Annotated in this window: 20 protein-coding genes; 4 read left to right on the top strand and 16 right to left on the bottom strand. The window is 62.8% G+C overall.

Annotation, left to right across the window (positions count from 1 at the left end):
* Nucleotides 1-76: 76 nt before the first annotated feature.
* The 3 genes from ACT2BZ_RS16465 to ACT2BZ_RS16455 form a co-directional block, all read right to left on the bottom strand.
* Nucleotides 77-1,975 (bottom strand): ABC transporter substrate-binding protein, encoded by a 1,899-nt coding sequence (locus tag ACT2BZ_RS16465; protein WP_457936205.1) that lies wholly within the window; start codon nt 1,973-1,975, stop codon nt 77-79.
* The gene (locus ACT2BZ_RS16460) at nt 1,972-3,858 is read right to left on the bottom strand and encodes an ABC transporter ATP-binding protein (protein ID WP_457941355.1); all 1,887 of its coding nucleotides are present in this window, start codon (nt 3,856-3,858) and stop codon (nt 1,972-1,974) included. Before ACT2BZ_RS16460 ends, ACT2BZ_RS16465 begins: the two co-directional genes overlap by 4 nt.
* Before the next feature lie 111 nt (nt 3,859-3,969).
* Nucleotides 3,970-5,148 carry a DUF3095 family protein gene (locus ACT2BZ_RS16455; protein ID WP_457936204.1) on the bottom strand — a complete coding sequence of 393 codons (1,179 nt, stop codon included), beginning with the start codon at nt 5,146-5,148 and terminating at the stop codon, nt 3,970-3,972.
* A gap of 151 nt (nt 5,149-5,299) precedes the next feature.
* Between ACT2BZ_RS16455 and ACT2BZ_RS16450 the strand changes: the two genes are divergently transcribed.
* Nucleotides 5,300-6,562, top strand: a complete 1,263-nt coding sequence (locus ACT2BZ_RS16450; protein WP_457936203.1) for an adenylate/guanylate cyclase domain-containing protein — start codon at nt 5,300-5,302, stop codon at nt 6,560-6,562.
* A 167-nt stretch (nt 6,563-6,729) separates the two neighbouring features.
* Here the strand turns inward: ACT2BZ_RS16450 and ACT2BZ_RS16445 are convergent, their stop codons facing one another.
* From ACT2BZ_RS16445 to ACT2BZ_RS16415, 7 genes are all read right to left on the bottom strand, one after another.
* Nucleotides 6,730-7,041 carry a hypothetical protein gene (locus tag ACT2BZ_RS16445; RefSeq protein ID WP_457936202.1) on the bottom strand — a complete coding sequence of 104 codons (312 nt, stop codon included), beginning with the start codon at nt 7,039-7,041 and terminating at the stop codon, nt 6,730-6,732.
* A gap of 9 nt (nt 7,042-7,050) precedes the next feature.
* Complete coding sequence (locus tag ACT2BZ_RS16440; protein WP_457936201.1) at nt 7,051-8,064, bottom strand: fumarylacetoacetate hydrolase family protein; 1,014 nt, start codon at nt 8,062-8,064, stop codon at nt 7,051-7,053.
* A gap of 12 nt (nt 8,065-8,076) precedes the next feature.
* On the bottom strand, nt 8,077-8,946 hold the full coding sequence (locus ACT2BZ_RS16435; protein ID WP_457936200.1) for an MBL fold metallo-hydrolase: 870 nt from the start codon (nt 8,944-8,946) through the stop codon (nt 8,077-8,079).
* Nucleotides 8,947-8,980: 34 nt separating this feature from the next.
* Nucleotides 8,981-10,015 (bottom strand): L-threonine 3-dehydrogenase, encoded by a 1,035-nt coding sequence (gene tdh / locus ACT2BZ_RS16430; protein ID WP_457936199.1) that lies wholly within the window; start codon nt 10,013-10,015, stop codon nt 8,981-8,983.
* 50 nt (nt 10,016-10,065) lie between these two features.
* Nucleotides 10,066-11,253 carry a glycine C-acetyltransferase gene (locus ACT2BZ_RS16425; protein ID WP_457936198.1) on the bottom strand — a complete coding sequence of 396 codons (1,188 nt, stop codon included), beginning with the start codon at nt 11,251-11,253 and terminating at the stop codon, nt 10,066-10,068.
* Between the two features lie 76 nt (nt 11,254-11,329).
* Entirely contained in the window at nt 11,330-11,812 is a 483-nt protein-coding gene (locus ACT2BZ_RS16420) for a cupin domain-containing protein (protein ID WP_457936197.1), read from the bottom strand.
* A 207-nt stretch (nt 11,813-12,019) separates the two neighbouring features.
* A complete protein-coding gene (locus tag ACT2BZ_RS16415) occupies nt 12,020-13,231 on the bottom strand; it encodes an acyl-CoA dehydrogenase (RefSeq protein ID WP_457936196.1) in 1,212 nt (403 codons plus the stop codon).
* 254 nt (nt 13,232-13,485) lie between these two features.
* Between ACT2BZ_RS16415 and ACT2BZ_RS16410 the strand changes: the two genes are divergently transcribed.
* Nucleotides 13,486-15,570: a putative bifunctional diguanylate cyclase/phosphodiesterase gene (locus ACT2BZ_RS16410; protein WP_457936195.1), complete on the top strand. Its 2,085-nt coding sequence runs from the start codon at nt 13,486-13,488 to the stop codon at nt 15,568-15,570.
* 113 nt (nt 15,571-15,683) lie between these two features.
* A complete protein-coding gene (locus tag ACT2BZ_RS16405; RefSeq protein WP_457936194.1) occupies nt 15,684-16,190 on the top strand; it encodes a GNAT family N-acetyltransferase in 507 nt (168 codons plus the stop codon).
* On the opposite strand, the gene ACT2BZ_RS16400 is transcribed toward ACT2BZ_RS16405, so the two are convergent.
* Genes ACT2BZ_RS16400 through ACT2BZ_RS16390 form a run of 3 tightly spaced genes read right to left on the bottom strand, consistent with a single transcriptional unit; the run spans nt 16,167 to nt 18,859 of the window.
* Nucleotides 16,167-17,135 (bottom strand): glycosyltransferase family 2 protein, encoded by a 969-nt coding sequence (locus ACT2BZ_RS16400; RefSeq protein WP_457936193.1) that lies wholly within the window; start codon nt 17,133-17,135, stop codon nt 16,167-16,169. The two genes, ACT2BZ_RS16405 and ACT2BZ_RS16400, sit on opposite strands and share 24 nt — an antisense overlap.
* Nucleotides 17,136-18,092: a glycosyltransferase family 2 protein gene (locus ACT2BZ_RS16395; protein ID WP_457936192.1), complete on the bottom strand. Its 957-nt coding sequence runs from the start codon at nt 18,090-18,092 to the stop codon at nt 17,136-17,138.
* 26 nt (nt 18,093-18,118) lie between these two features.
* A complete protein-coding gene (locus ACT2BZ_RS16390; protein ID WP_457936191.1) occupies nt 18,119-18,859 on the bottom strand; it encodes a hypothetical protein in 741 nt (246 codons plus the stop codon).
* Between the two features lie 228 nt (nt 18,860-19,087).
* Between ACT2BZ_RS16390 and ACT2BZ_RS16385 the strand changes: the two genes are divergently transcribed.
* A complete protein-coding gene (locus tag ACT2BZ_RS16385; RefSeq protein WP_457936190.1) occupies nt 19,088-19,810 on the top strand; it encodes a DUF2270 domain-containing protein in 723 nt (240 codons plus the stop codon).
* A gap of 35 nt (nt 19,811-19,845) precedes the next feature.
* On the opposite strand, the gene ACT2BZ_RS16380 is transcribed toward ACT2BZ_RS16385, so the two are convergent.
* The 3 genes from ACT2BZ_RS16380 to ACT2BZ_RS16370 all read right to left on the bottom strand — a co-directional run bounded on the left by ACT2BZ_RS16380 (nt 19,846) and on the right by ACT2BZ_RS16370 (nt 23,622).
* Nucleotides 19,846-21,891: an oxidoreductase gene (locus ACT2BZ_RS16380; RefSeq protein ID WP_457936189.1), complete on the bottom strand. Its 2,046-nt coding sequence runs from the start codon at nt 21,889-21,891 to the stop codon at nt 19,846-19,848.
* A 41-nt stretch (nt 21,892-21,932) separates the two neighbouring features.
* A complete protein-coding gene (locus ACT2BZ_RS16375; RefSeq protein ID WP_457936188.1) occupies nt 21,933-22,295 on the bottom strand; it encodes a hypothetical protein in 363 nt (120 codons plus the stop codon).
* A gap of 142 nt (nt 22,296-22,437) precedes the next feature.
* Nucleotides 22,438-23,622: a mandelate racemase/muconate lactonizing enzyme family protein gene (locus tag ACT2BZ_RS16370; RefSeq protein WP_457936187.1), complete on the bottom strand. Its 1,185-nt coding sequence runs from the start codon at nt 23,620-23,622 to the stop codon at nt 22,438-22,440.
* Nucleotides 23,623-23,631 lie beyond the last annotated feature (9 nt).

The following is a 23,631-nucleotide window of genomic DNA, read 5'->3' as shown; positions in this document are numbered from 1 at the left end:
CGGCTTCGCGGGGGCATGCCGCCGGGGGCATGGCCACGGGAACGGGTGAAGACGCGGTCTGCGAGGCGATCATGATCTAGTTGCCCCCGGCCGCATTTTTCATCCAGAACGAATCCATCTCGTACACGCCGAAATAGCCGTAGGGGTCGAAGCTCGAAATGCCTTCGACAGGCACGTTCATCAGGTTGTTGGATATGACAACCGGAACCAGCGTTGCCGTCACAATGCCGATCGAGAAGACCTCCTGCGCATTGATGTCGAGGATCTCGCCCCAGATCTTGCGCTTTTCCGCGTCTGTTTCCGCGAGCAGCCAGTCTTGATAGAGGTCAACCAGCTTCTCGGCGGGCGGATAGTCGATCTTTTCGCCAGCAGTTCCATGAGTGCTGACATAGGTTCCCCACATCGGCCACTGCAGCTGGTAGGGATCGGTGGGCACGAATTCCTGCGGGCTGAAATCCGCCGTCGGAGCGCCGTTGTCGACACCTGCCCAAACGGACATCAGGGTCGATCCCGCTGCTACGCGGCTGCGGAAGATGTCGCGCTGGCTGGTGCGGGTGAACACCTTGATCCCAAGATCCTTCCAGTCGGACGTCACGAGCTCGAGAACGTCGGCTTCCATCGAGCTTTCACCGGTGCTCTCGACGATCAGGTCCATTGGCCGGCCATCCGGCAGCAGGCGGGTGCCGTTCGATGACCGCTTCAGGCCGATTTCGTCGAGTAGCGCGTTGGCGGCGTCCGGGTCGTATTGCGAATAGGCCGCGCCCAGTTCGTCGCGATAGAGCGGGCTACCCGGAAGAACGGTGCTCGCGCTTTCCTTGGCCAGGCCGGAAAACAGGACCTGGTTGATCTGGCTGCGGTCGATGCCAAGAGAAATGGCGCGCCTGAACCTTGGATCCCTGAACACTTCCTTCCAGGTTGCGTCGGTGGTGTTCAGATTGGGAAACAGCGCCACAGCCGAGCCGCGGCCGACCGTCCACAGCCGGACCTTGTAGTTGTTGCGGTCCTCGCCCTCCTTCAGGAAGGTGTAATCGGTGAAACTGAGATAGCGCTCCTGCAGGTCTGACTCGCCCGAGCCAGTCTTTGCCGGGATGATCGAGCTCTCGGCGATGTTCATCACCAACTCATCCACGTAAGGCAACTGAACGCCGTTCTGATCGACCCGATGGTAATACGGGTTTCTCTGGAAGACGAAGCGGTTGGATGGGGGAGCCGTGAGGTTGACCCAGGGCTGCAATGTAGGCAGGTCCGGGTTTTCGGGACGGTAGCTGCGCGCCATGCGAATCTGTAAAGACTGCCAGTCCTTGACCTTCTCCTTGGCAACTTCGGCTGCCAGCTTGTCGGGATCGGCATATTTGGCGTGGAACTGCTTCAGGTAGGCGGAGGCGGAATAGATATCGAGTGGCCGCGTCCCGGCAAGTGCCGGCAGAAACAGCGGGTTCGGGGTCTCCCAGGTGTACCGCACTGTCAGCGGGTCGATGACCTCGAACTTCGGTGGCTTGCCACCGGCCAGGAACACGGCGTCGAGCCCACCGCGGTCCATGTCGGGGTCGGTAAGAATGTCTTCCCACTGGAAGCGGAAATCCTCTGCGGTGAAGGGCGAACCATCCGACCATTTGTGGCCCGGCCGCAAATGCAGTGTGAACACCCGATAGCGGTCGTTTTCATAGCTCTGGAGAATGTCAGGCTGCAGTTCCAGCGAGCTGTTGTAGCCCACGAGACGCGCATAGCCGTACACCGTGACCATGCGGATGTCCTTCGGATCCGCCATCAACATTCGGATGGTGCCGCCCTGCTTTCCGGGCGTTCGCTGGGTCGATTCATCGATCTGCATGACCCGCGGCACTTCCGGCAGCCTTTCCGCAACGGGCGGCAGTTTCCCGGAGGAAACGAGGTCGGCGAGCAGCGGCGCCTCACTCGCAGAGGCCATGGTCGCGAATGACATAAAGAGGATGGTGAGAGCAGCAAAGTATCTCATGCGTGGAACTCCCTAACGTCTGCAGTCTGGCGTGCCAGAACCTGATGGCCATCACCGAGTTCGATGGCAGCGAGATCGCTCATGTCGCCGCGGAATGCTTCGGGCCAGTTGCGGGGATCGGAGGATCCCTTGAGGACCAGTTCGTCGAGCACTAGCGGACGGTCAATATCGGCAAATGGCACGGCCTTCAGCAAGGCCCTCGTGTACGGATGCGCCGGGGCATCGAAGATCGACTGGCAAGGCCCGATCTCGACGATGCGGCCCGCCGCCATGACGGCGACGCGTTCGGCCATGTATTTCACAACAGCCAGGTTGTGCGCGATGAACAGATAGGTGAGACCCATTTCGGCTTGCAGGTCCTTGAGCAGGTTCAGCACCTGCGCCTGGACCGAGACATCGAGGGCCGAGACCGGCTCATCGAGGATCAGCAGGTCCGGATGCATTGCAAGGGCGCGAGCGATGCCGACGCGCTGGCGCTGGCCGCCGGAGAAACTGTGCGGGTAGCGGTTCAGGGCGTTGACCCCGAGTTCCACCGAACTCAGCAGGTCCTTGGCCCGTGCAATCTGCTCGGCGCGGCCGCCCTGCCCGTGTATCTGCATGGGTTCGCGCAGGATGTCGCCGATCGTCATGCGCGGCGAGAGCGAACTGACCGGGTCCTGGAAGACCATCTGCAGGCGCGGTCGGAACGCCTTCAGTTCGCGCTCGTTGAGCCCCAGCACGTCGATCTGCTCCACGCCGTCGTCGAAAATGATCGTGCCGGAGTTGGGCGTGATCGCCCTGGTCAGGATCTTGCTGACTGTCGTCTTGCCGCTACCGCTTTCTCCGACAAGCCCGAGGCATTCGCCGCGACGGATCGTGAAGTGCACGTTGTCGACGGCGCGGATGACCTTGGATTCGCCACCGAAGATCGAAGCGCGGCGAAGGTGGTAGACCTTGCTCAGCCCGGAGACCGTCAGGAGCGGCCGGTCGTCGGGCTGGCTGCGCTTGGCCTCGCCCTTGGTCATTTCCACCACGGTCCGCTTGCCGCCGCGCAGTGCGGTGAGCCGGTGGTCAGGCGCCATATCGAAATGCGGCGCTGCATTGAGCAGGGCCTTCAAGTAGTCGTGCTGGGGATCGCGAAAGATGTCGTCGACCGGACCGGCCTCGACAACCCTGCCGTCGTACACGACCACCACCTCGTCGGCCATGTTGGCCACGACGCCGAGATCATGGGTGATCAGCAGGACCGCCATGCCAAGCTTGTCCTGCAACTCCTTGAGAAGCTTGATGATTTGTGCCTGGACCGTGACGTCGAGCGCGGTTGTCGGCTCATCGGCGATGAGCAGCGCAGGGCGGCAGATCAGTGCCATGGCGATCATGGCGCGCTGGCGCAGCCCGCCCGACATTTCGAAAGGATACATGTCATAGGCACGGTGCGGATCAGGGAAGCCGACCAGCCCGAGCGTCTCCTCGGTTGCCTCGCGCAATTGCTTGCGTGACATGCCGGCGCCGCGCTCATGGATGCGCAGGCTTTCCTCGACCTGGTTGCCAACCGAATGGACCGGCGAGAGCGAGGACATCGGCTCCTGGAAGATCATCGAAACGGCTGAACCGCGCAATGCGCGCATGGCCGGACTGTTGGGCAGATGGCTGACGACGTCGACGATCTCGCCGGAGGCCGGGCGGAACTCGATGGATCCGCTGGTAATGCTGCCATTGCGGGGAAGGATGCGCATGATGGCCTGGGCGGTGACGGACTTCCCCGATCCGGATTCACCGACGACGGCGGTTACGGCTCCGGAACACACCCGGAAGCTGATGCCCTTCACCACCTCCACAGGCGAGCCGTTTACGTCAAACGCTACCTTGAGATCGCTTACGCGAAGAACCTCACCCTCTTGCAACTCGCCGTTCCCCAATCCCCAACGCCAGTCAACTAAAGCTGACCTGTTCTCGTTAGCCGCCAAGCCGGCGGCCCCCCTTCGTCTCCGTCGTCTCGAATGCAGGGCACCCGATCAGGCCTTCATGTTCTCCGCCGCCTGGGCATAGCCACCCCCTGCCCCGTCGAGGAAATGAAAGTGCGAATCCGAGGTCACCGAAGGCACATAGCAGGTGAGGATGGCACTATCTTGAACGCAGATTCCGTAGCGAAGATTCTTCGCCGCGCGCTCGGCCTCGAGAAATTTGGTCAGCTCCTTCAGCCTAGCGTCCCCCAACGACACTGTGATGCGCAAACCGTCCTGAAATTTTCTATAGTCCGTGTTGAGCGATGTAAATTCCTTGTATCGTTTCGGATTGAACCCGGCAACTGACAGGCCTGTGCGAAATACGAACCAAGCAAAAAGTGTCCCCAGGTAAAGTGACATCTTGCGACATGCCAGCGACCGGTCGTCGGGCATGGCCCGGGCTTCAAGTTCGAGCCCCTCTGGCGGCCAGCTCACGGGCGGGCCCTCACGCGGCATCGGCGAACCGGTATCGTGCAACGCCATGCCTGCAAGTTCGAGCAGCCGCGCCGCAATTGTCGGAAACTGCGTGCCCGCCCTCTCACCTGCCTCGATGATGATCGAGACGATGCTTTCACCCTCCGGCTTTATCGGCGACCAACGGCAGGACAGGCCGGTCAGGTCTGGCTTGCTACCGGCGGCTGACGGTTCGACGGCGAACTTGCCCTCCTTCATCAGCGCCTCGGCGCGTGACACGCCGCCGCCCCTGAAGGCGTAGTTGTTCACTGCCTCGGATACCCGGGTGGCTTGCACCAGCACGTCAAAGCCTTCGGCGCGGACGGCGGAAACCGGCACCAGGGCGGCCCTCAAAGTCAGCCCGAGCTCGTCGCCGACCCAGGCGGCCGTGTCAGCCATGGTCCGCGCAACGACTTCGCGGTCCGCCGGGGCGCAGATGATGGCGGCACCGTCACCGCCGAAGATGAAGGGAATGTCCTGCGTGCCGAGCGCGTTCATCAGCCCGCTGATCATGGCCACACCCGCCATGTTCACGGCCTTGTACCGTCCGTCGGCGATCGCCTTGCGCGAGCCGACGACATCGGTGACGCCGATCAGCCAATCCGCGGGCGCAGGCTGATAGGCGGCCTCGTCAAGCACGGTGCGGAACTCGCTCTGCACCGGCAGGTCCCGGGTGAATAGCGCCGTTTCGGCTTGCACTTGGCTTGGTCCCTTTCCGGTCGGCGTTTGCGGCAAGCCCGCCTCCCGCAGTAGGTTGCCGGGTAGCGTCTCCGCCAAGAAAGGAGAAATGTTGACGCAAACTTCAAATCTGCACTTAAAAAAGCGATCACGCCACTCCAAATGATGCCGACTGGCATCCAGGCCGCAACGCGACGAAAGTTTCCCTATGACAGACAGGACACTGGTTACCGGAATCAACGAATGGCTGGTCGACCAGGCGCTCTCGGAGCCCGACATCGTCAAGATGTTCGAAGGCCTGTGCAACCGCATCCACGCGATAGGCATTCCACTCGGCAGGGCGCGCCTGACCTGGCCGACTTTGCATCCGCTGTTTCAGGCCGAGACCATCCTGTGGCGGCGTGGCAGCGACACCGAGTTCGAACAGTTCATGCACCAGGAGAGCCAGTCGGATGCATGGCTGCTCAGCCCGATGCGCTACATGTTCGAGAACGACGTCCTGGTGTTGCGGCGAAATCTCGATGGGCCGAGCAAGCTGCTCGACTTTCCCGTGCTGGAAGAGGTCGCCGCGCAGGGGATGACCGACTACTTCGTCGTCATCACGCCGTTGTCGGTCAGGAACGAGACCGGCATCAAGGGTCAGATGGGCATCATCTCGACATTCTCGGCCGATCGAGCGGGCGGCTTCAACAATGAAGAACTGGAAGCGCTGCAGAAGATCCAGCGCCGCTTTGCCGTCGCCTGCAAGACCGTCATACAGTCGCGCATCGCCCGCAACATTTCGGAAACCTATCTCGGGCGTGAAGCCGGCAGCCGTGTCCTTGCGGGTTCGATCCGGCGCGGCGACGGGCGCGAGACGAAGGCGGTCGTCTGGTACAACGACATGCGCGACTCGACCGCCCTGGCCGACACGATGCCGGGCGCAGACTATATTCAGCTGCTGAACACCTACTTCGATTGCACGGCGACACCGATCATAGATGCGGGCGGCGAGGTCCTCGACTTCATCGGCGACGCGGTTCTTGCGATCTTCCCCTACCAGGACGCCACCGAGCAAAAGGCTGCGGTGAAGGCGGCAACGACCGCGCTGCAGAACGTGATCAAGGCGCGCGACGCGCTTAACGCCGAGCGCGCCGAGCAGGGCCTGTTTCCGATCCGCTTCGGCATCGGCCTGAACACCGGCACGGTGATGTTCGGCAATATCGGTGTCTCACAGCGCCTGACGTTCTCGGTGATCGGTCCGACCGTGAACGAAGTGTCGAGGATCGAGGCCATGACCAAGGCGACCGGGATCGATGCCCTTGTCACCAGGGATATCGTTGCGCTCGACCCCGGCAAATGGGTCAGCATCGGCAATCAGAGGCTGCCGGGCGTCTCCGAGGAAATAGAGCTCTTCACATTCGCCAAGGAGCCTGCCGCGATAGCGGCTGGCATGGACCGCATCGAGATAAAGCCGACAATCAAGAACTGACCGGCGCAGACGGGAATCGGGGCGCAACAGAGCGCGCAAGGCTGCGTCGGGTTGCTTCCACTCCCGGGGACCACACGGCCACCGTTTCCGCGTGAGACAGGCGGCAAGCGCCAGGACTGGCGCCAGCGCCCGTCCAGCATTGGATGCGCGTCAACCGATGGCTCCGATCACGCAGCTCCATTCGGCAGGTCCGCGACGCTGCCAGTCATCCATAATGCGCCCCACAGAAGGACGAAGCCGGCGAGGTTCAGCGCCAGCAGGAAAAGCATGCGCCGTCTCAGCGCCTGCGTCTCGGGATCGCGGGCCACTTTCCAGTTGAAGGCGGTATGGATCATCATCGCTTTCTGGGGCACACCGAGGGTGTTGCGCAGGTCCTCCGAGCGCGCTTCGATGCGGTAGGAGAGCCGGATGGCCTTGATGAATAACGCCAACATGGCGAGCGCCCAGACCCCGCTGAAGATGAAGAAGCCCGCCCCCATGCCCGGCCCTCAGCGCTGATAGCGTTCGACGGTCTGTTCGATCGCGCCGAAGATCGAATGACCCGCCTTGTCCTTCATTTCGATGCGCACCGTGTCGCCGAAATGCATGAACGGCGTCCTTGCGCTTCCGTCCGCGAGGCTTTCCACTGTTCGCAACTCCGCAAGGCAGGAATAGCCAACGCCCCCGGCCGCGACCGACTTGCCCGGTCCACCATCGAGGCTGTTCGACACGGTCCCCGATCCGACGATCGTGCCGGCGCCGAGCCGGCGCGTCCTAGCAGCATGGGCGACCAGCTGGCCGAAATCGAACGTCATGTCGACCCCGGCATTGGCCCGGCCAAGCGGCTTGCCATTGAGATCGACGCTGAGCGGCAGATGCAGCTTTCCGTCCTGCCAGGCGTCGCCGAGTTCATCTGGGGTCACGGCGACCGGCGAACAGGCCGATGAAGGCTTAGACTGGAAGAAGCCGAAGCCCTTGGCGAGTTCGGCCGGAGCCAGCGCCCGCAGGGAAACATCGTTGACCAGCATCACGAGCCTGATCGCATCAAGTGACTCGGCAGCGGAGGCGCCCATCGGCACGTCGTCGACGATCACCGCGATCTCGCCTTCAAGGTCGATGCCGAAATCCTCGCTTTCGGCCAGGATAGGATCGCGCGGTCCCAGGAACGCATCCGACCCTCCCTGGTAGATGAGCGGGTCGGTCTCGAAGCTCAGTGGCATTTCGTGACCACGCGACTTGCGCACCAGCGCCACGTGATTGAGGTAGGCGGAGCAGTCGGCCCATTGATAGGCGCGCGGTAGCGGGGAATGGGCGTCGTGTTCATGAAAGCGGTCCGATGGGACTGCCCCCGTCTCCAGCGACTCAGCCATCGAGGCGAGATGAGGCGCAATTCGCCGCCAGTCGTCGAGCGCTGCCTGAAGCGTCGGCGCCAGGAACGAAGCATCGGTAAACCGCGTCAGGTCGCGGGACACGACGACCAGTTTTCCGTCGCGCGTACCGTTCTTCAATGTCGCCAGCTTCATGCAGTCCTCCCATTACGCCGGCTTGCTGTCGGCTAGGAGCACAACAAGGCCATCGCGGCCGATCGTCAAGGCACCAGACCAGCTTTTCCGCACTGCCCTCACCCAATCCTCCTCGCCGATCGTCGGATCGTCGGCCGGGATCAGGTGATTGAGCACCAGCCGCCCGACGCCGGCCTCCGCCGCTATCCTTCCGGCATCTGTCGCGAAGGTGTGGCTGGCCAGCAGATGCTCGCGCAGTCGTGCGCCGTTGCCGGTGCGTGCGACCAGCCGTTCGACACCCTCTTCGAGCATCGCCTCGTGCACGAGGATATCGGCGCCGCGCGCAAACCCGGCGAGCGGCGGAAAGTAGGCCGTGTCGGACGACAGCACGATGCTTCGGTCGCCCTGTGCAAAGCGCAGCGCATAGCATTCGATGAGCGGCGGATGGTCGACGCACAGGGCGGAGACGGAGAGCCCGTCCTCATCGAGCACGTCTCCTTCCGCGAATTCCTGAACCGTGACGAGGTCGCGAAGGTCAGGGCGCCCTTCGTCGGCGATCCGGATTTCGATATCGAATTCCAGCGATTGCGCGAATTTCCGCCAGTATCGATTCAGGCCGCGCGGGCCGTAAACCCGGACGGGCGTCTTCAGCCCCGCCGTCCAGGCCGTGTGCAGCAAAGGGCCCAGTTCGATGACGTGGTCGGAATGGAGATGGGTGATGAAGACCAGGTCGAGGGCCTTGAGGTCTGTCCCGGCATCGGTCAGGCCGCGCGTCACCCCAAGACCGCAATCGACCACCATGCGGCGACCGCCAAGTTCGAGCAGCGTCGAGGTGGGCCAAGGCCCCCCGGGACGCAGCGCCGGTCCGCCCTTGGAGCCAAGAATCACGAGCCTGTCGGTCAAGGAGCTCTCCCGCGCATCGCCAGCCTGCCGCGACCTACCAGTCCATGACCACCTTGCCGGAATTACCGCTCTTCATCGCCTCGAAGCCCTCGATGTAGTCATCGACGCCGATCCGATGGGTGATCAGGCCCGACACATCGAGCGGTCCCTGCACCAGCGCGATCATCTTGTACCAGGTCTCGAACATTTCGCGGCCGTAGATGCCCTTGAGATGCAGCATCTTGAAGATGACCTTGTTCCAGTCGATCTCGAAACCGGTCGGCGCGATGCCAAGAATGGCGATCTTGCCGCCGTTGTTCATGGTGTCGATCATGTCGCGGAAGGCCGCCGCCGAACCCGACATTTCTAGCCCCACGTCGAAGCCCTCCCGCATGCCCTCCTCCTGCATGACGTCGGAGAGCTTTTCCTTCGAGGCATCGACGACATGCTGCACGCCGAGCTTCTTGGCCAGCGCGAGGCGCACCGGATTGATGTCGGTGATGACCACCTTGCGTGCGCCGACGCATTGCGCGACCAGCGCGCCCATGATGCCGATCGGACCGGCGCCGGTCACCAGCACATCCTCGCCGACCAGGTCGAAGGAAAGGGCGGTGTGGACCGCATTGCCCAGCGGGTCGAAGATCGCGGCGATCTCGTCGGGAATGTCGTCGGGAATCGGCACGACATTGTGCTGCGGCAGGACCAGATACTCGCCAAAGGCGCCCGGCCTGTTGACGCCGACGCCAAGCGTGTTGCGGCAGAGGTGCCCCCTGCCCGCGCGGCAGTTGCGGCAATGGCCGCAGACGATATGACCTTCGCCCGACACGCGCTGGCCGACCGTGTATTCGGTGACGGCCGCGCCGAAATCGGCAACGGTGCCGACGAATTCGTGACCGGTCACCATCGGCACCGGAACCGTCTTCCGGGCCCACTGGTCCCAGTTGTAGATGTGAACGTCGGTGCCGCAGATCGCGGTCTTCTTGACCTTGATGAGCACGTCGTTCGGCCCGATCTCCGGCACCGGAACCTGCTCCATCCAGATGCCCGGCTCGGCCTTCGCCTTCACCAGCGCACGCATCATGTTCGACATTATCTCGTCCTTTGAATCGCTTGATCCCGAATCGCTTCTTCAAGCGCCCGTCAGGAAATTACACCCAGTTCGCGGCCGGTTTCGGCAAATGCCTGCACCGCACGGTCGATGTCCTCAGTCGAATGTGCCGCCGACATCTGCGTCCTGATCCGCGCCTGGCCCTTCGGCACCACCGGAAAGGAGAAGCCGATCACATATATGCCGCGCTCGAGCATCTTTTGAGCCATCTCCTGCGCCAACGACGCGTCACCGAGCATGACCGGGATGATGGGATGGTCCGCGCCCGCAAGCGTGAAACCGAGCTTGGTCATTTCACTGCGAAAACGCGCAGCATTCGCATAAAGCTGCTTTCGAAGCGCGCCACCATGCTCGATCATGTCGAACACGGTCAGCGACGCGCCGGCAATTGCCGGCATCAGCGTGTTGGAAAAGAGGTATGGCCGCGAGCGCTGGCGCAGCCAGTCGACCACCTCGCGCTTGCCGCTGGTGTAGCCGCCGGATGCACCGCCAAGCGCCTTGCCGAGCGTGCCCGTGATGATGTCGACCCTGCCCTCGACGCCGCAATGCTCGGCGGAACCGCGCCCGTGCTCGCCGACGAACCCAACCGCGTGACTGTCGTCGACCATGACCATGGCGCCGTATTTCTCGGCCAGGTCGCAAACGCCCCGCAGGTTGGCGATGATGCCATCCATCGAGAAGACACCGTCCGTGGCGATCAGCTTGAAACGGCTGCCCTCGGCCTTCTTCAGTTCTTCTTCGAGGGCCGCCATGTCGTTGTTGGCGTAGCGAAAGCGCTTTGCCTTGGAGAGCCTGACGCCGTCGATGATCGAGGCATGATTGAGAGCATCCGAGATGACGGCGTCTTCTTCGCCCAGAAGCGTCTCGAACAGGCCGCCATTGGCGTCGAAACAGGAGCCGTAGAGGATCGTGTCCTCCATGCCGAGGAAGCCGGAGATCTTCGCCTCGAGCTGCTTGTGCTCCTCCTGCGTGCCGCAGATGAAGCGCACCGAGGCCATGCCGTAGCCGTAGCGATCGAGTGCAGACTTCGCCGCCTCACGCAACTCGTCATTGTCGGCGAGGCCAAGGTAGTTGTTGGCGCAGAAGTTCAACAGCTTGCGATTCGATACCTCGATCTCGGCCGATTGCGGCGAGGTGATCACGCGTTCCGACTTGTAGAGACCGGCCGCCTTCAGGCCTTCGAGCTCTGAGGTCAGGTGGGAAAGGAACGCGTTCGACATCGGATACAAACCCCGGTTGCAAATGCCGCGACTGTCGCGCGGCACGGGGCAAAAATCCATGACAAATGCGACCCTGTCAGGACAGGGGCGCGCCGACGAGGTCGATGCCGTTCCGGGCGCAGCACTGGGCAAGGGCTGGCGACACCGCCTCGCCGGGCTCGTATCGCTGCGCCAGCCGCGTGCTGTCTGCCGGTTCGCCGATCTCGCGGATCATCCGCTCCAGGTCGCCGCCTGTCGTGATCGTCAGGCAACGTGCGCCTTCAGCCGATTCGACGCGAAAGCTGTGCGGAACGCCCTTTGGGGCCATGACCGTCTGCCCGGCATGGGCAATGGACTCGACGCCGTCGACCTGGATACGCATGGATCCTTCGAGGATGTGGAAGACCTCGTCCTCGTTGCGGTGCACGTGCAGTGGCGGTGACATGCCGTAGGGCATGAAGTGCTCCACCACGCTGACGCGATCCTCTCCCGCGATCCAGGAAACGCGTATGTTGATCAGTGCACCCTTGAACCAGAAGAGCTCTCCGCCACTCTCCAGCATGCGATGGATGGTCATCATCGATCTCCGTGCGCTCAATGCGCAGCTAGCCCCGCACGCTCAGGACTAGCCGGAGGCGGTTTCCGTTCGGAGGCGTTGGAGATCGGTTGTGTATCGGTGTCGGAAACAGATGCGCGAGCATCCGACCAGGCCACCACGCCGGCGCTGCCGCGCCGGCGTCAATTCATGCGGATGCGGCGGCGGAATCGGATCCGCCTGCGCCAATCCTCAGAAGAATGCCTGCAGGCCCGTCTGTGCGCGGCCAAGGATGAGGGCATGGACATCGTGCGTACCCTCGTAGGTGTTCACCGTCTCAAGGTTCTGCGCATGGCGCATCACGTGATAGCCGACCTGGATGCCGTTGCCGCCATGCATGTCGCGGGCCTGGCGGGCGATGTCGAGCGCCTTGCCGCAATTGTTGCGCTTGACCAGCGAGATCATCTCGGGTGCGAATCTATGCTCGTCCATCAACCGGCCGACGCGAAGCGACCCCTGCAGGCCGAGCGCGATTTCCGTCTGCATGTCGGCGAGCTTCTTCTGGAAGAGCTGCGTGGCGGCCAGCGGCCGGCCGAACTGCTTGCGGTCGAGCCCATACTGGCGCGCGCGGTGCCAGCAATCCTCGGCCGCACCCATGGCGCCCCAGGAGATGCCGTAGCGGGCGCGGTTAAGGCAGCCGAACGGCCCCTTCAGGCCCGACACGTTTGGCAACAGCGCATCCTCGCCGACCTCGACGCCTTCCATCACGACCTCGCCGGTAATCGACGCCCGCAGGGACAGCTTTCCGTCGATCTTCGGGGCGGACAGGCCTTTCATGCCCTTTTCGAGCACGAAGCCGCGGATCTGGTTGTCATGCGCCGCGGACTTGGCCCAGACGACGAAAACGTCGGCGATAGGCGAGTTCGAGATCCACATCTTGGATCCCGTCAGCCGGTAGCCGTCGGCAGTCTTCTCGGCACGCGTCTTCATGCCGCCCGGATCCGAGCCGGCATCGGGTTCGGTAAGGCCAAAGCAGCCGATCCACTCACCCGAAGCCAGCTTCGGCAGGAACTTCTTGCGCTGCTCCTCCGAGCCGTAGGCGTAGATTGGGTACATGACGAGCGACGACTGCACGCTCATCATCGAGCGATAGCCGGAATCAACGCGCTCGACCTCGCGCGCCACAAGTCCATAGGTCACATAGCCCGCGCCGAGGCCGCCATATTCTTCCGGCACGGTGATGCCGAGCAGACCCGCCTCGCCCATCTCGCGGAAGATCGCCGGATCGGTGGTTTCGTTGAGGTAGGCGTCCTCGATGCGCGGAGCGAGCTTGTCTGCGGCAAAGCTCGCAGCCGCGTCGCGGATCATGCGCTCGTCCTCACTCAGCTGGTCCTCGATCAGGAATGGATCGTTCCAGACAAAGGAGCCGGACGTCGTCTTCGCGCCCTTCGATTCGATATTCATGGCAGTTTCCGGATTCCGATTACGTTTTGGTGTTCGAGCTTACGGCCAAACAGCGATGACGGGAAATCGTTTCCGTTGCACCAGCAGCACTTCCCGTCATTCGAATGCAGCCGGTTCCGACAACGCTTCAATAACCATCGGCCCCGAATTGTGACGGCGACCGACCGAATCCGGGGCCCGCTGGCAAGCCGTTAACGCCTTGTGGGCATGGTGCATATTCCAAAACAGTGAATCGCGCCAGAAGGCCGCAGGAAATGCAACAACAGCAGCAGCCGGTAAATTCCAGCTCGGCAAAACTGATCTTCCTGATCAAGAGTGCCTACTGGATCGCGCTGCTTATCATCGCCGCCATGGCGATGGCTTCATTCGTGCTTCTGCAGCAAATGATGGCCGCCCAGCAGCGCGACAAGGACCTGCTTACCCTTGCCAGCACCCAGAAGGCGCTGTCGCAGCGCGTCGTGTTCCTGGCCAATGCGGCAAGTGCCGCCGAGCGCAAGGATCAGGCCGGTCTGGTTGCCTCGCTGAGGCAAGCCAATACCGAATTCGAAAAGAACTATGACCTGCTTCTCGAGCGCACCGGCGTCAATCCTCTGTCCGATGCGCGCTTCGATCCGGATTCGCTCGAAAGCGTATTCTTCGCGAAACCCTACCATCTCGATTACTTCTGCACCGGGCTTGCCGCCAATGGCTGGCGCCTGATAGCGGCCATCGAGTCCGAACTGAACATCAACGGGTCCAGCGCCAACTACCTGGCCGGCAAGGAACGCGCGCAGATCGACGAGACCGTCGCCAAGGCGACGCTCGAGGGCTTCACGGCGCTCGGAAAGCGCATCGACGCGTCCGCAAACAGCCGCCTTGCCAGCACGCTCGACATGCACGGCAACCTGTTTTTCGCCACCATCACCGTCATCATTCTGGTCGCTTTGTTCATCTTCAGGCCAATGTCGGAAGTCATCCGGCGCAAGACGCACGAGCTCGTCGATGCCCGCAACTCGATGGCGTTCATCGCCGTGCATGACGGGCTGACAGGGCTGCACAACCGAACCTTCCTGACCGATCACTTCGATACGTTGATCAAGGGGGCGCGGCGCCGCCACGAGCGCATGGCGGTAATCCAGATCGACCTCGACCGCTTCAAGCAGATCAACGATACGCTGGGCCATTCGGCCGGCGACTATGTCCTCGTTGCAACGGCGCAGCGCATGCGCGAGACCTGCCGGGCTTCCGACCTCTGCGTGCGGCTCGGCGGCGACGAATTCGTGATGATCCTTCAGGGTGCCGGCACGACCGAAGACATCAACATGGTGGCGCGGCGCATCATGGAACGGATCAACGAGCCGATCAGCTTCCATGGCGCGACGATCCTGCCCGGCGCCAGTGCCGGCATCGCCGTCTATCCGGTCGACGCGGAAAATGCCAAGGACCTGATCGTCCATGCCGACCTGGCGCTTTACTCCGCCAAGAAGCTCGGCGGCGGCGCCTTCTCCTTCTTTTCGGAAGAGTTGCGACTGGAACTCGAACACCGCAAGCAGCTCGAGAACGACATGCGCACCGCCATCGCGGAAAAGTCGTTCCAGGTCTACTTCCAGCCGCAGGTCTCGCTGTCCGACGGAACGATCGCCGGAACCGAGGCGCTGGTGCGGTGGAATCACGCAACGCGCGGCATGATCCCGCCCGGAGAATTCATTCCGGTGGCGGAAAAGTCGGGCCTGATGGCGCAGATCGGCAGAATCGTCATTTCCAAGGCGATCCAGCAGGCCGCCGAGTGGCACCGTGCAGGGCTCTATTTCGGCCGGCTTGCGGTGAACGTGTCCGGGACCGAGTTGCGCGAGCCCGACTTCGACGTATTCCTGTTCGGGGAACTGGAGGCCGCCGGTCTGCCTGCCGAAAAGCTCTCGCTGGAAATCGTGGAATCGGTGATCCTGGATGATGAGAAGACCGGCATCGCCTCGAAGCTGCGCCAGATCCGTGCCGCCGGCGTGCACCTGGAACTCGACGACTTCGGCACAGGCTACGCCTCGCTCAGCCACGTCAATCCCAACGAGATCGACCGGCTGAAGATCGATCGCCGCTTCGTGCAGAACATCAATTCGAACAGCGACAACACCAAGATCGTCCGCGCAATCACCGAACTTGCGCGCGGGCTCGGAATTTCGATCATCGCCGAGGGCGCGGAGACCGAAGAAGAGCTGACATCGCTGATGTCGATTGGCTGCGACCAGGTGCAGGGTTATTCGATCGCTTTCCCGATGCCGCAGGACAAGGCCCGCGAATGGCTCGCCATGCGCACGCCGCGCACACGTCCGGCGCTGAAGGTGCTGCAGGGCAGCCGCGCCTAGTCGCGACCTCTCGAAGTTCTGCGTGGCAACTGGCCCGATACATGCCAGATTGCCTGGCACCGCCCGGGTCCGTATCTGCCCGGCGGATTCCCCGTTCCAATGACCGGCCAAGCATGATCTCACCCATCTCGCGCTCCCTGGAAGCCAGCGTCCTCAAACTGAACAACGAACATGCGGCCGAGCTTTCTTGGCTGGAGCCTGACGGGCTCTCGGCCCTCCTCAATTCCGCCTTCTACGCAGCCTGCATCGGCAATCTCGAAGCCTTCCTCATCGCCTTCGACCAGGATGGGGAGTACGACAGTCCGAATTTTCACTGGTTCCGCGAGCGCTACCCCCGCTTCGTCTACGTCGACCGGATCGCCGTCGCAGCCTCGGCACGCGGAAAGGGGCACGCTCGCCGGCTTTACCGGGACCTGTTCGACCGAGCATCTGCCGCCGGTCACGAGATGATCGGGTGCGAAGTCAATTCCGATCCGCCGAACCCGGCATCAGACGCCTTCCACGCAGCGCTTGGCTTCGTCGAAGTCGGTCAAGCCACGATCCACGGTGGCCGGAAGTCGGTACGGTATTTTGTCCGTTCAGTCGGCCAGCCGATGTCAGGAACGCAACAGGGCGGGTGACCGCGATCGGTCGGCTGTCAAACCGTTTCGGGCAATATCCCCGATCTCGCTCTGGATCCGCCCGCGCTGCTGTCGACCCCTGTGGTATCCGCAGACGAGCGCCCGGCCCGAGAATCTCAGCTGATCATGCCGGAGGTTGTCGCGATAGTCTGACACCAGGTCGCCGATGCGGCCTTGAAGCAGGCTGTTCAGCAGTCGCCGCGCCACCATGTAGGAGACCATTTCCGGATAGCGCTGCCGGAGGTCCGGATGCCGGCGCATCAGCTCCCCATAGGCCGCAATGTACCCATTCCGCTGGCGCGAGATGGAATCCGCGCTGTAGTGCTTGATCCAGTCGATCTCGTCGAGGATGGCGGCGCCGTAGCCGGCTACCGCGAGGCGAAGCAGCAAGTCGCGGTCCTGCAGTCGCCACAGGCCTTCGTCGAACAGGCCGACAGCCTCGATCGCTCTTCTGCGAACGGTGATCGCCGTGCCGGCTATCGACGTCACCTGGGCAAACACGCTCCGCTCCAGGGTACGCGCGTCGAACAGCGCGTTCTGGTTCACCGTCGGCGTCATGGTGCGCCCATCCTTGCAGATGTGGAACGAACTGATGGACAGGTCGATTTCGGGGCGCTCCCCGAAGAACGAGACCGACCGTTCCAGGCGACCAGGCAGGAACTCATCGTCGGAGTCCAAGAACGTCAACAGATTGGAACTCGCCAGATGTAGCCCATGATTGCGCGCCGCATTGGCGCCGACGTGCTTTTCGAGGGCAACGTAGCGCAGGCGAGAATCCTGCAGCATCGACAATTCGTCGGCCGTGCCATCCGTAGAGCCATCATCGACGATGATGTGCTCATAGTGCTGAAAACCCTGAGCCCGCACGCTCGCCACAGCCCGCAACAACGCCTCCCGGCGGTTGAAGGTCGGCGTGATGATCGAGATGGCTGGTATCGTCGCCACCTAGCTGTGCTCCACATAGTCTGGCACGCGCTCGACCCGATCGCTCTGGAGACCGGTAGCCAACAGCGCCTGCCCGACAAAGGCAATGCCGTTGAAAATGGAATACATGCCCACCGCCAGCGGCAGTTGCAGGGGGGCCAGGCCGACGTGCCGAGCCAGCGGCAGCCGGCGCAGCAGGCGCCATTGCGCCGTGAAAAACCGCCCGAAGGCGTTTGCAAGCCGGTGAAGCCGCCGCTGCGACTTGAGGACCGTGAACCGTCGGTCGGCGTCCCGCCCCGCAACGAGCGCTCGCCAGGCGAAGAAGCGCCAGCCGCGCGGCGGACGGTGGCCGGAAAAGGCTTCGACCGCCGCGACTCGCAATCCCTGCTGGCGGAGCGTCTCGGAAAGAAGCGAACAGGCAACCTTGAAGCCGGGATTGTCCGGAAACGGGTTCGCGGCAATCCATGGGCGCCGGAAGGCACAGTTGTTGGCATTCAGCGGCCTCTTTGCTGCCGCCCTTTCATCGTGTGTTCTCAACGGGAATACCCAGAACAGCGCGTAGACACGCGATGGAAAACTGTCGAACAGAAGCGAGGTATGGCCGTTGCTTCCAACAACTTCGGGGTCCGAGAAGGGCGCCAGAAGCTTTGGCAGCCAATCGGCTTCGGGCAGCATGTCAGAATCCATGAAGGCAACAATGTCGCCACGGGCCAATTCAACACCGCGGTTCTTCAGTTCATAGTAGCGGCCATCCGGCACCCCTTCGAATGACAGATCGGCGTGGTCTGCCAGACCGGGAGCGGCCTCGGACACGGCACGCCGCAATGCCTCGGCGTCCGAGGAACTACCCGGAAGGACGAAGATCATTTCAGGCCTTGCGCCCTTGCTGCCCTTGTCTTCCAGTGCGCCGAGCTGTGCAGCCAGCAGGTTGATGGCTGCAAGCACGGTCTCGGAGCCGGACACCTCGGCATTGTCCATTTCGACGATCAGGGAAAGGCTAGGTGTCATCGGTTGATCATGACCCGTTGGCCGCGAAGCTCGGCACGCCGCAGCTTGATGTAGGTGCGCAGGTTGGGCGCAATCCGAAAGCCTTGTTCGCTCGGTTTTCTCAGCTGCTCAGTCCAATCCAGCTCTTTATACGCCTCGCCGTAGGACTCAAAAACCGAGGCGAGTTCCTCGCGTCCGAGACGCCGGGCCAGTTCGGCGCAAGCCGTGACTCTGGTCGCGACCGATTTTCCGTATTTGGGCGCAAAGGCCAAGCCACCGTCGGCAAGATCGTCTATCTCGTGGGCAAGCGCCACGAACAGCGGAACCTCGTCTTTCTTCAAGATGTCACCAGCCGCGAGGCGTTCGGGGTCGCCGGTATCGAGCACCATCGCCGAAACGCTGGCCACAAGTTCCTCGACCTCGGCGCCAAGATGCTGCACCAGCCATGCCTTGTGTGCTGCCGTCCGCTTGCTCGACTTTCCGTCCGGGAATTCACCGGAGTCATAAGCTGCATGAAACATGCCGGCGAGCACATTGGTAACGTCGCGATCGAAATGGACGACTGACGAGGCGGCGCCTACTGCGTGGCAGATGAATGGCCGACCGGTCTTTCGGTAGCGGCCATTGAACATCAGGCAACAGAGAAGATACGCGTCCTGTACCCGCACGATGTCGGCCGTGCTGAACCCGTTCGCGTGGAGCTGGATGTAGAGTCCGGTGTTAGTCTGGCTCGGCGAAAATAGGCCACTCTTGTTCAATTTTCTTCCCCGCGTCCCACAACCGCCCAATCCGTATCGGTATGAATAGACAGGACCAGACGTAACGCAAGCGCCTGATTCGCGCGGCGGTTGCAGGCAGACATCGTCCACAGGCCAAGGGTGCACGTGCCCTAGAGAGCGTTTCCCAGTCAATGCATCTCTCCTGATTTTCGCCGCGGCTGTTCTATTTGCATTAGCATGACCCGAATTCATGCACGGGAGGCAGTCATGGAACAGGCACAGCAGCAGCTTGACGACAACATATCGACGGGCTTCGCCACGCCGCCCCTTCCCTCCACCGCGTCCGAATTCATCACCGCGCTGGCGCATTTTCACCGGGCCGAGATCGCCCGCATGGCCGGCTGGCGCGACCGCATAGACCGTACCAGCAACTGGGCCATCACCGGTGTCGCCGCGATGCTGTCGCTGTCACTGTCCAGCCCATCCTCGTCACATGGCGTGCTGCTGTTCGCCATGATCATGATCCTGCTCCTGTTGCTGATCGAGGCCCGCCGCTACCGCTTCTTCGACGTCTACCGCGGCCGTGTCCGCATCATCGAACGTAACTACTTCGCCCAGATGTTCGCGCCTGACAGCCAAGTGAAGGAGGACTGGGCCAAGGTGCTCGGCAAGGACCTGCGCGAACCCGAATTCCTGATGTCGCTCAAGACGGCGATGTCGCGCCGCCTGCGGCGCAACTATGCATGGATGTTCCTGATCCTGCTGATGGCCTGGGTGCTGAAGATCTCGTCGCCAAAGCTGCAGGATATCGAGACCCGGCGCGACGTGGTCGCCTCGTTGCAGGAGATCGTCGGCAACGCTGCTCTGGGACCTCTGCCGGGCTGGTTCGTGCTGCTTCTCGTTGCCACCCTCTACGCATGGATCGCCTACGCCACATTTCTGTCGAGCGGCGGGTCGGACGAGCTGAACCATGGCCGGGTGCATGTCTGAGCGGTAACACCTCGCGCCAACCCATCGGGCGCCGTTTAGATTCTGAGCGCGAACCTGATGCCGTCATAGATTGCGGCGTGGATGTTGCGGGCCGCCACCGCGTCACCGATGCGCAGCAGCGTGAAGGCCCCGTCGGAACGCTCGACGGGAAAGATGTCGCCGCCCTCTACCAGCTTCTGATAGTCGACCGCGCCGGCGTTGCGCGACAGCGGCTTCAGCGCGAAATACAGGTCGTCGAGCGGAAGCGTGCCATGCTCGACCACGATCTGGTCGACGCGCCTCTCCTCGAACCAGTTTTGGGCAAAGTCTGAGCAGAGGGTCGCGACAAGCTGATTGCCTTCGCGCCGGACCGCCCGCAGCCGCGTATTGATGGTGATTCTTACACCCTGCTCGTGAAAGGCGCGCATGTAGGGCACATGGTTCATGCCGCCCATCTCGGGAGCGAAGAAGCGTTCGGGGGAAACCAGTTCGAGCTTCGCGCCTGCGCTAGCGATGAGTTCAGCCGCCGTCATACCCTGATGACCGCCATTGTCGTCATAGACGAGCACATTCTCGGCCGGCTTGACTGCCCCGGCGATGATGTCCCAGCTCGAGGTGACGAGATCGTCGCCGGCCGAAAGCGGCGGGTTCTGCGGCAGCCCACCGGTGGCGACGATCACGACGTCGGGCTCAAGCGCAAGGACGTCGCTGCTTTCAGCCCAGATGTCGAAACGCATGTCGGCGCCCAAGCGCGCCAGTTCGGAAAGCCGCCAGTCGACGATGCCGACGAGGTCGCGGCGGCGCGGGTTCTGGGCGGCGAGCCTGACCTGTCCGCCGGCCTGCCCGGAGGCTTCGAGCACGGTCACCCTGTGCCCGCGTTCGGCGGCGACGCGCGCCGCCTCCAGCCCGCCGGCGCCGGCGCCGACCACCACGACATGCTTGCGGGGGCCAGCGCCGCGCGCGATCTCGTGCGGAATGCTCGCCTCGCGGCCGGTCGCCGCATTGTGGATGCAGAGCGCCTCCCCGCCCTCGTAGATGCGGTCCAGGCAGTAGGTTGCACCGACGCAGGGACGGATCTCCGCCTCGCGACCCTCGATGACCTTCTTCACGATGTGGGGATCGGCGAGATGCGCCCGTGTCATGCCGACCATGTCGAGCTTGCCGGATGCAATGGCGTGGCGGGCGGTCGCCACGTCCGCGATGCGCGCGGCATGGAACACCGGGAACTTGGTGGCCGCCCGCACTTCACCAGCAAAGTCGAGATGCGGCGAGGAAGCCATGCCGGCGATCGGAATGACCCTGGTCAGGGCAGCATCGGTCTCGATCGAACCGCGAATGATGTTCAGGAAGTCGAATTTTCCCGAGGCCGCCAACCGGTTGGCGATCTCGATGCCTTCGGCCTTCGACAGACCCTGCTCGAGATCCTCGTCGGCCACCATGCGGATGCCGACGATGAACTCCTTGCCGACCGCCGCCCGGACCGCATCGATCACCCGCCAGGTAAAGCGCAGGCGGTTGTCCAGCGAGCCGCCATACTCGTCATCGCGGGAATTGGTCGCCGGCGACCAGAAGCCGTCCATCAGGTGGCCGTAGGCTTCGAATTCGATGCCGTCGAGCCCGGCCGCCTGCATGCGCTGGGCGGCGCTCGCATAATCGGCGACGATGCGATCGATGTCCCAGTCTTCGGCGGTTTTCGGAAACGACCGGTGTGCGGGCTCGCGCACCGGCGATGCGCTGAGCACCGGCAGCCAGTCGGCCTTGTTCCAGCCCGTGCGCCGGCCGAGATGCGTCAGCTGGATCATCACGGCGCAGTCATGCTCGTGGCAGGAGTCGGCGAGTTCCTTCAGCCAGGGCACGATCTCGTCGCGGTAGGCGTGAAGATTGCCGAAAGCGGCCGGACTGTCGCGCGAGACGAGCGCTGAACCGGCGGTCATCGTCAGCGCCAGACCGCCCTTGGCCTTCTCGGCATGGTATAGCCGGTAGCGCTCCTTCGGCAGTCCGTCCTCGGAATAGGCCGGCTCATGGCTGGTCGACATGACGCGGTTCTTCAGCGTCAGGTGCTTCAGATGGTAGGGCTGCAAAAGGGGATCGTTGCTGGTCACGTCTTCACGCCGCTGCTTCGTTCAAGGGTGTCGCGAACCGGCTATTCGCACTGGAAGCGGCTCAGCGCCCAGTCCTTCGTCATCGACACGAGGTCGAATACCTTCCAGGTGCCGTCGACGTTTTTCAGGCGCCATTGCACGGTCTGTGCCTCGTCCGAGGCCATGAAGGTCGCAAGCACCGTGGCTTCCCCGCCGGTGGCGACTTCCTTGAGCGTCAGCGCCCGGGCGACAACGGCCGGATCGAAGTAGGAATCGTTGAAAGGCAGCGCCGGATCGAGGCATCCCTCGTCGCCTCCGTGACGGATTTCGTCGTTCAGGTTCAGAATTCGGCGCGCCGGATCGATGAAGCTGTCGCGGGCCGACATTTCCAGTTCGAGGCCGGGCTGCAGGTAGAACTGCCTCACGACTTCGCTAGGCTCCCCGGCCGTCGCCGCCAGCGGCGCCAGAAGTGATCCCAACAAGCCGAGACCGAGTGCATAATGCGATCGCATGGTCCACCAGATGTTCGAGTGACGTGCTCCGCCGACCATCGGCCCGCCTTCCCTCTCAATGCAATGGCAGACGGCGGTAGCGGCCCGGATTGCCGGGATCCATAAAGTGCCCCATCGGTCCGTGCTCCGTAAAGTGGGCGGCCCAGCGCTTCATCGCCGCCGGATCGAGTTCGACGCCAAGCCCGTCTCCCTCCGGTACTGGCACCGTGTCGTTCGTCTGTCGGAAGGGTCCGTCCTTGATGACGTCGCCAACCTGCCAACGAAACAGCGACTGCGAGGCTTCGGTGATCCACGGCGTCGCCGCAACCACGTGCAGATAGGCCGCGGTCATGATGCCCAGATCGTTGGAATAGCACCAGAATCCCTTGCCCATCGCCTCACAGGCGGCGATGAACTTCAACGTCCTGCCGATGCCGCCAAGGGCAGCGAAATTGCAGACGAATGTGTCGGGAGTCCCCAGCGCGACGGCGCGCCGCAGATCCGGCACATGGGTCGAGAACGGAATGCGCGAATGCTGCCTGAGGGCCGCCATTTCCTCGAAGGAGGCCACCGGATCCTCATAGTTGCGGATGTTGAATGGCTCGATTTCCCGCAGCACCCAGCGTGCCGTCGTCAGCGACCACTGCATGTTGGAATCGAGCTTGATCTGCGCTGTGTCGCCAAGCGCCTCACGCAGCATGCGAACGGTCCGGATTTCGAGTTGCGGATCGCCGAGGATGAGCTTGCCCTCGAAGATGCTCGACCCATGCTCCTCACGCATCTTCAGGCAGTAGTCGACGATCGCCTCCGGCGACATCTCGCCGCCGGCGCCGCCACGGGCAGGACGAAAGGCGAAATACTCCGAGAACGGGATGCTTTTTCGCACTGCGCCGCCCAGCAACTTGTAGAGCGGCATGCCGAAGGCCTTGCCCCGGATATCCCATAACGCCATCTCCACGGCACCGAACGCCACCGAGGCAGCATTCTCGCCGGTGTTGGCGGTAATCTGCCAGGGCGGCACGCAGCGGCTTTCGCAGTCGGCGATGTCGAGCGGATCGGCACCCAGCAGGGCCGGCGCGATCTCCGCCTTGACGACCTCGCCGAAATGCCACCAGGGCGCTTCGCCGAGCCCGACGATGCCGGCGTCCGTCTCGACCTCGATGATCGACTTCGACGCACCCGGGTAGTGGCCGCCGGTCCACCAGAACGGTGCATCGAAGGGCACGTTGACATGGGTTACGCGAATTGCGGTGATCTTCATCGCGCCGTC

Source organism: Mesorhizobium sp. 10J20-29 (genome assembly GCF_054130485.1).
Note: the sequence above shows the minus strand (reverse complement) of the source record. Positions and strands in the feature narration are given on the sequence as shown.

What these genes read in the sequence shown, in the direction of transcription:
- ACT2BZ_RS16465 (WP_457936205.1), bottom strand. Translation starts at nt 1,975, where the DNA reads ATGAGATACTTTGCTGCTCTCACCATCCTCTTTATGTCATTCGCGACC.
- ACT2BZ_RS16450 (WP_457936203.1), top strand. Translation starts at nt 5,300, where the DNA reads ATGACAGACAGGACACTGGTTACCGGAATCAACGAATGGCTGGTCGAC.
- ACT2BZ_RS16445 (WP_457936202.1), bottom strand. Translation starts at nt 7,041, where the DNA reads ATGGGGGCGGGCTTCTTCATCTTCAGCGGGGTCTGGGCGCTCGCCATG.
- ACT2BZ_RS16440 (WP_457936201.1), bottom strand. Translation starts at nt 8,064, where the DNA reads ATGAAGCTGGCGACATTGAAGAACGGTACGCGCGACGGAAAACTGGTC.
- tdh (WP_457936199.1), bottom strand. Translation starts at nt 10,015, where the DNA reads ATGTCGAACATGATGCGTGCGCTGGTGAAGGCGAAGGCCGAGCCGGGC.
- ACT2BZ_RS16425 (WP_457936198.1), bottom strand. Translation starts at nt 11,253, where the DNA reads ATGTCGAACGCGTTCCTTTCCCACCTGACCTCAGAGCTCGAAGGCCTG.
- ACT2BZ_RS16420 (WP_457936197.1), bottom strand. Translation starts at nt 11,812, where the DNA reads ATGATGACCATCCATCGCATGCTGGAGAGTGGCGGAGAGCTCTTCTGG.
- ACT2BZ_RS16415 (WP_457936196.1), bottom strand. Translation starts at nt 13,231, where the DNA reads ATGAATATCGAATCGAAGGGCGCGAAGACGACGTCCGGCTCCTTTGTC.
- ACT2BZ_RS16410 (WP_457936195.1), top strand. Translation starts at nt 13,486, where the DNA reads ATGCAACAACAGCAGCAGCCGGTAAATTCCAGCTCGGCAAAACTGATC.
- ACT2BZ_RS16405 (WP_457936194.1), top strand. Translation starts at nt 15,684, where the DNA reads ATGATCTCACCCATCTCGCGCTCCCTGGAAGCCAGCGTCCTCAAACTG.
- ACT2BZ_RS16395 (WP_457936192.1), bottom strand. Translation starts at nt 18,092, where the DNA reads ATGGACAATGCCGAGGTGTCCGGCTCCGAGACCGTGCTTGCAGCCATC.
- ACT2BZ_RS16385 (WP_457936190.1), top strand. Translation starts at nt 19,088, where the DNA reads ATGGAACAGGCACAGCAGCAGCTTGACGACAACATATCGACGGGCTTC.
- ACT2BZ_RS16370 (WP_457936187.1), bottom strand. Translation starts at nt 23,622, where the DNA reads ATGAAGATCACCGCAATTCGCGTAACCCATGTCAACGTGCCCTTCGAT.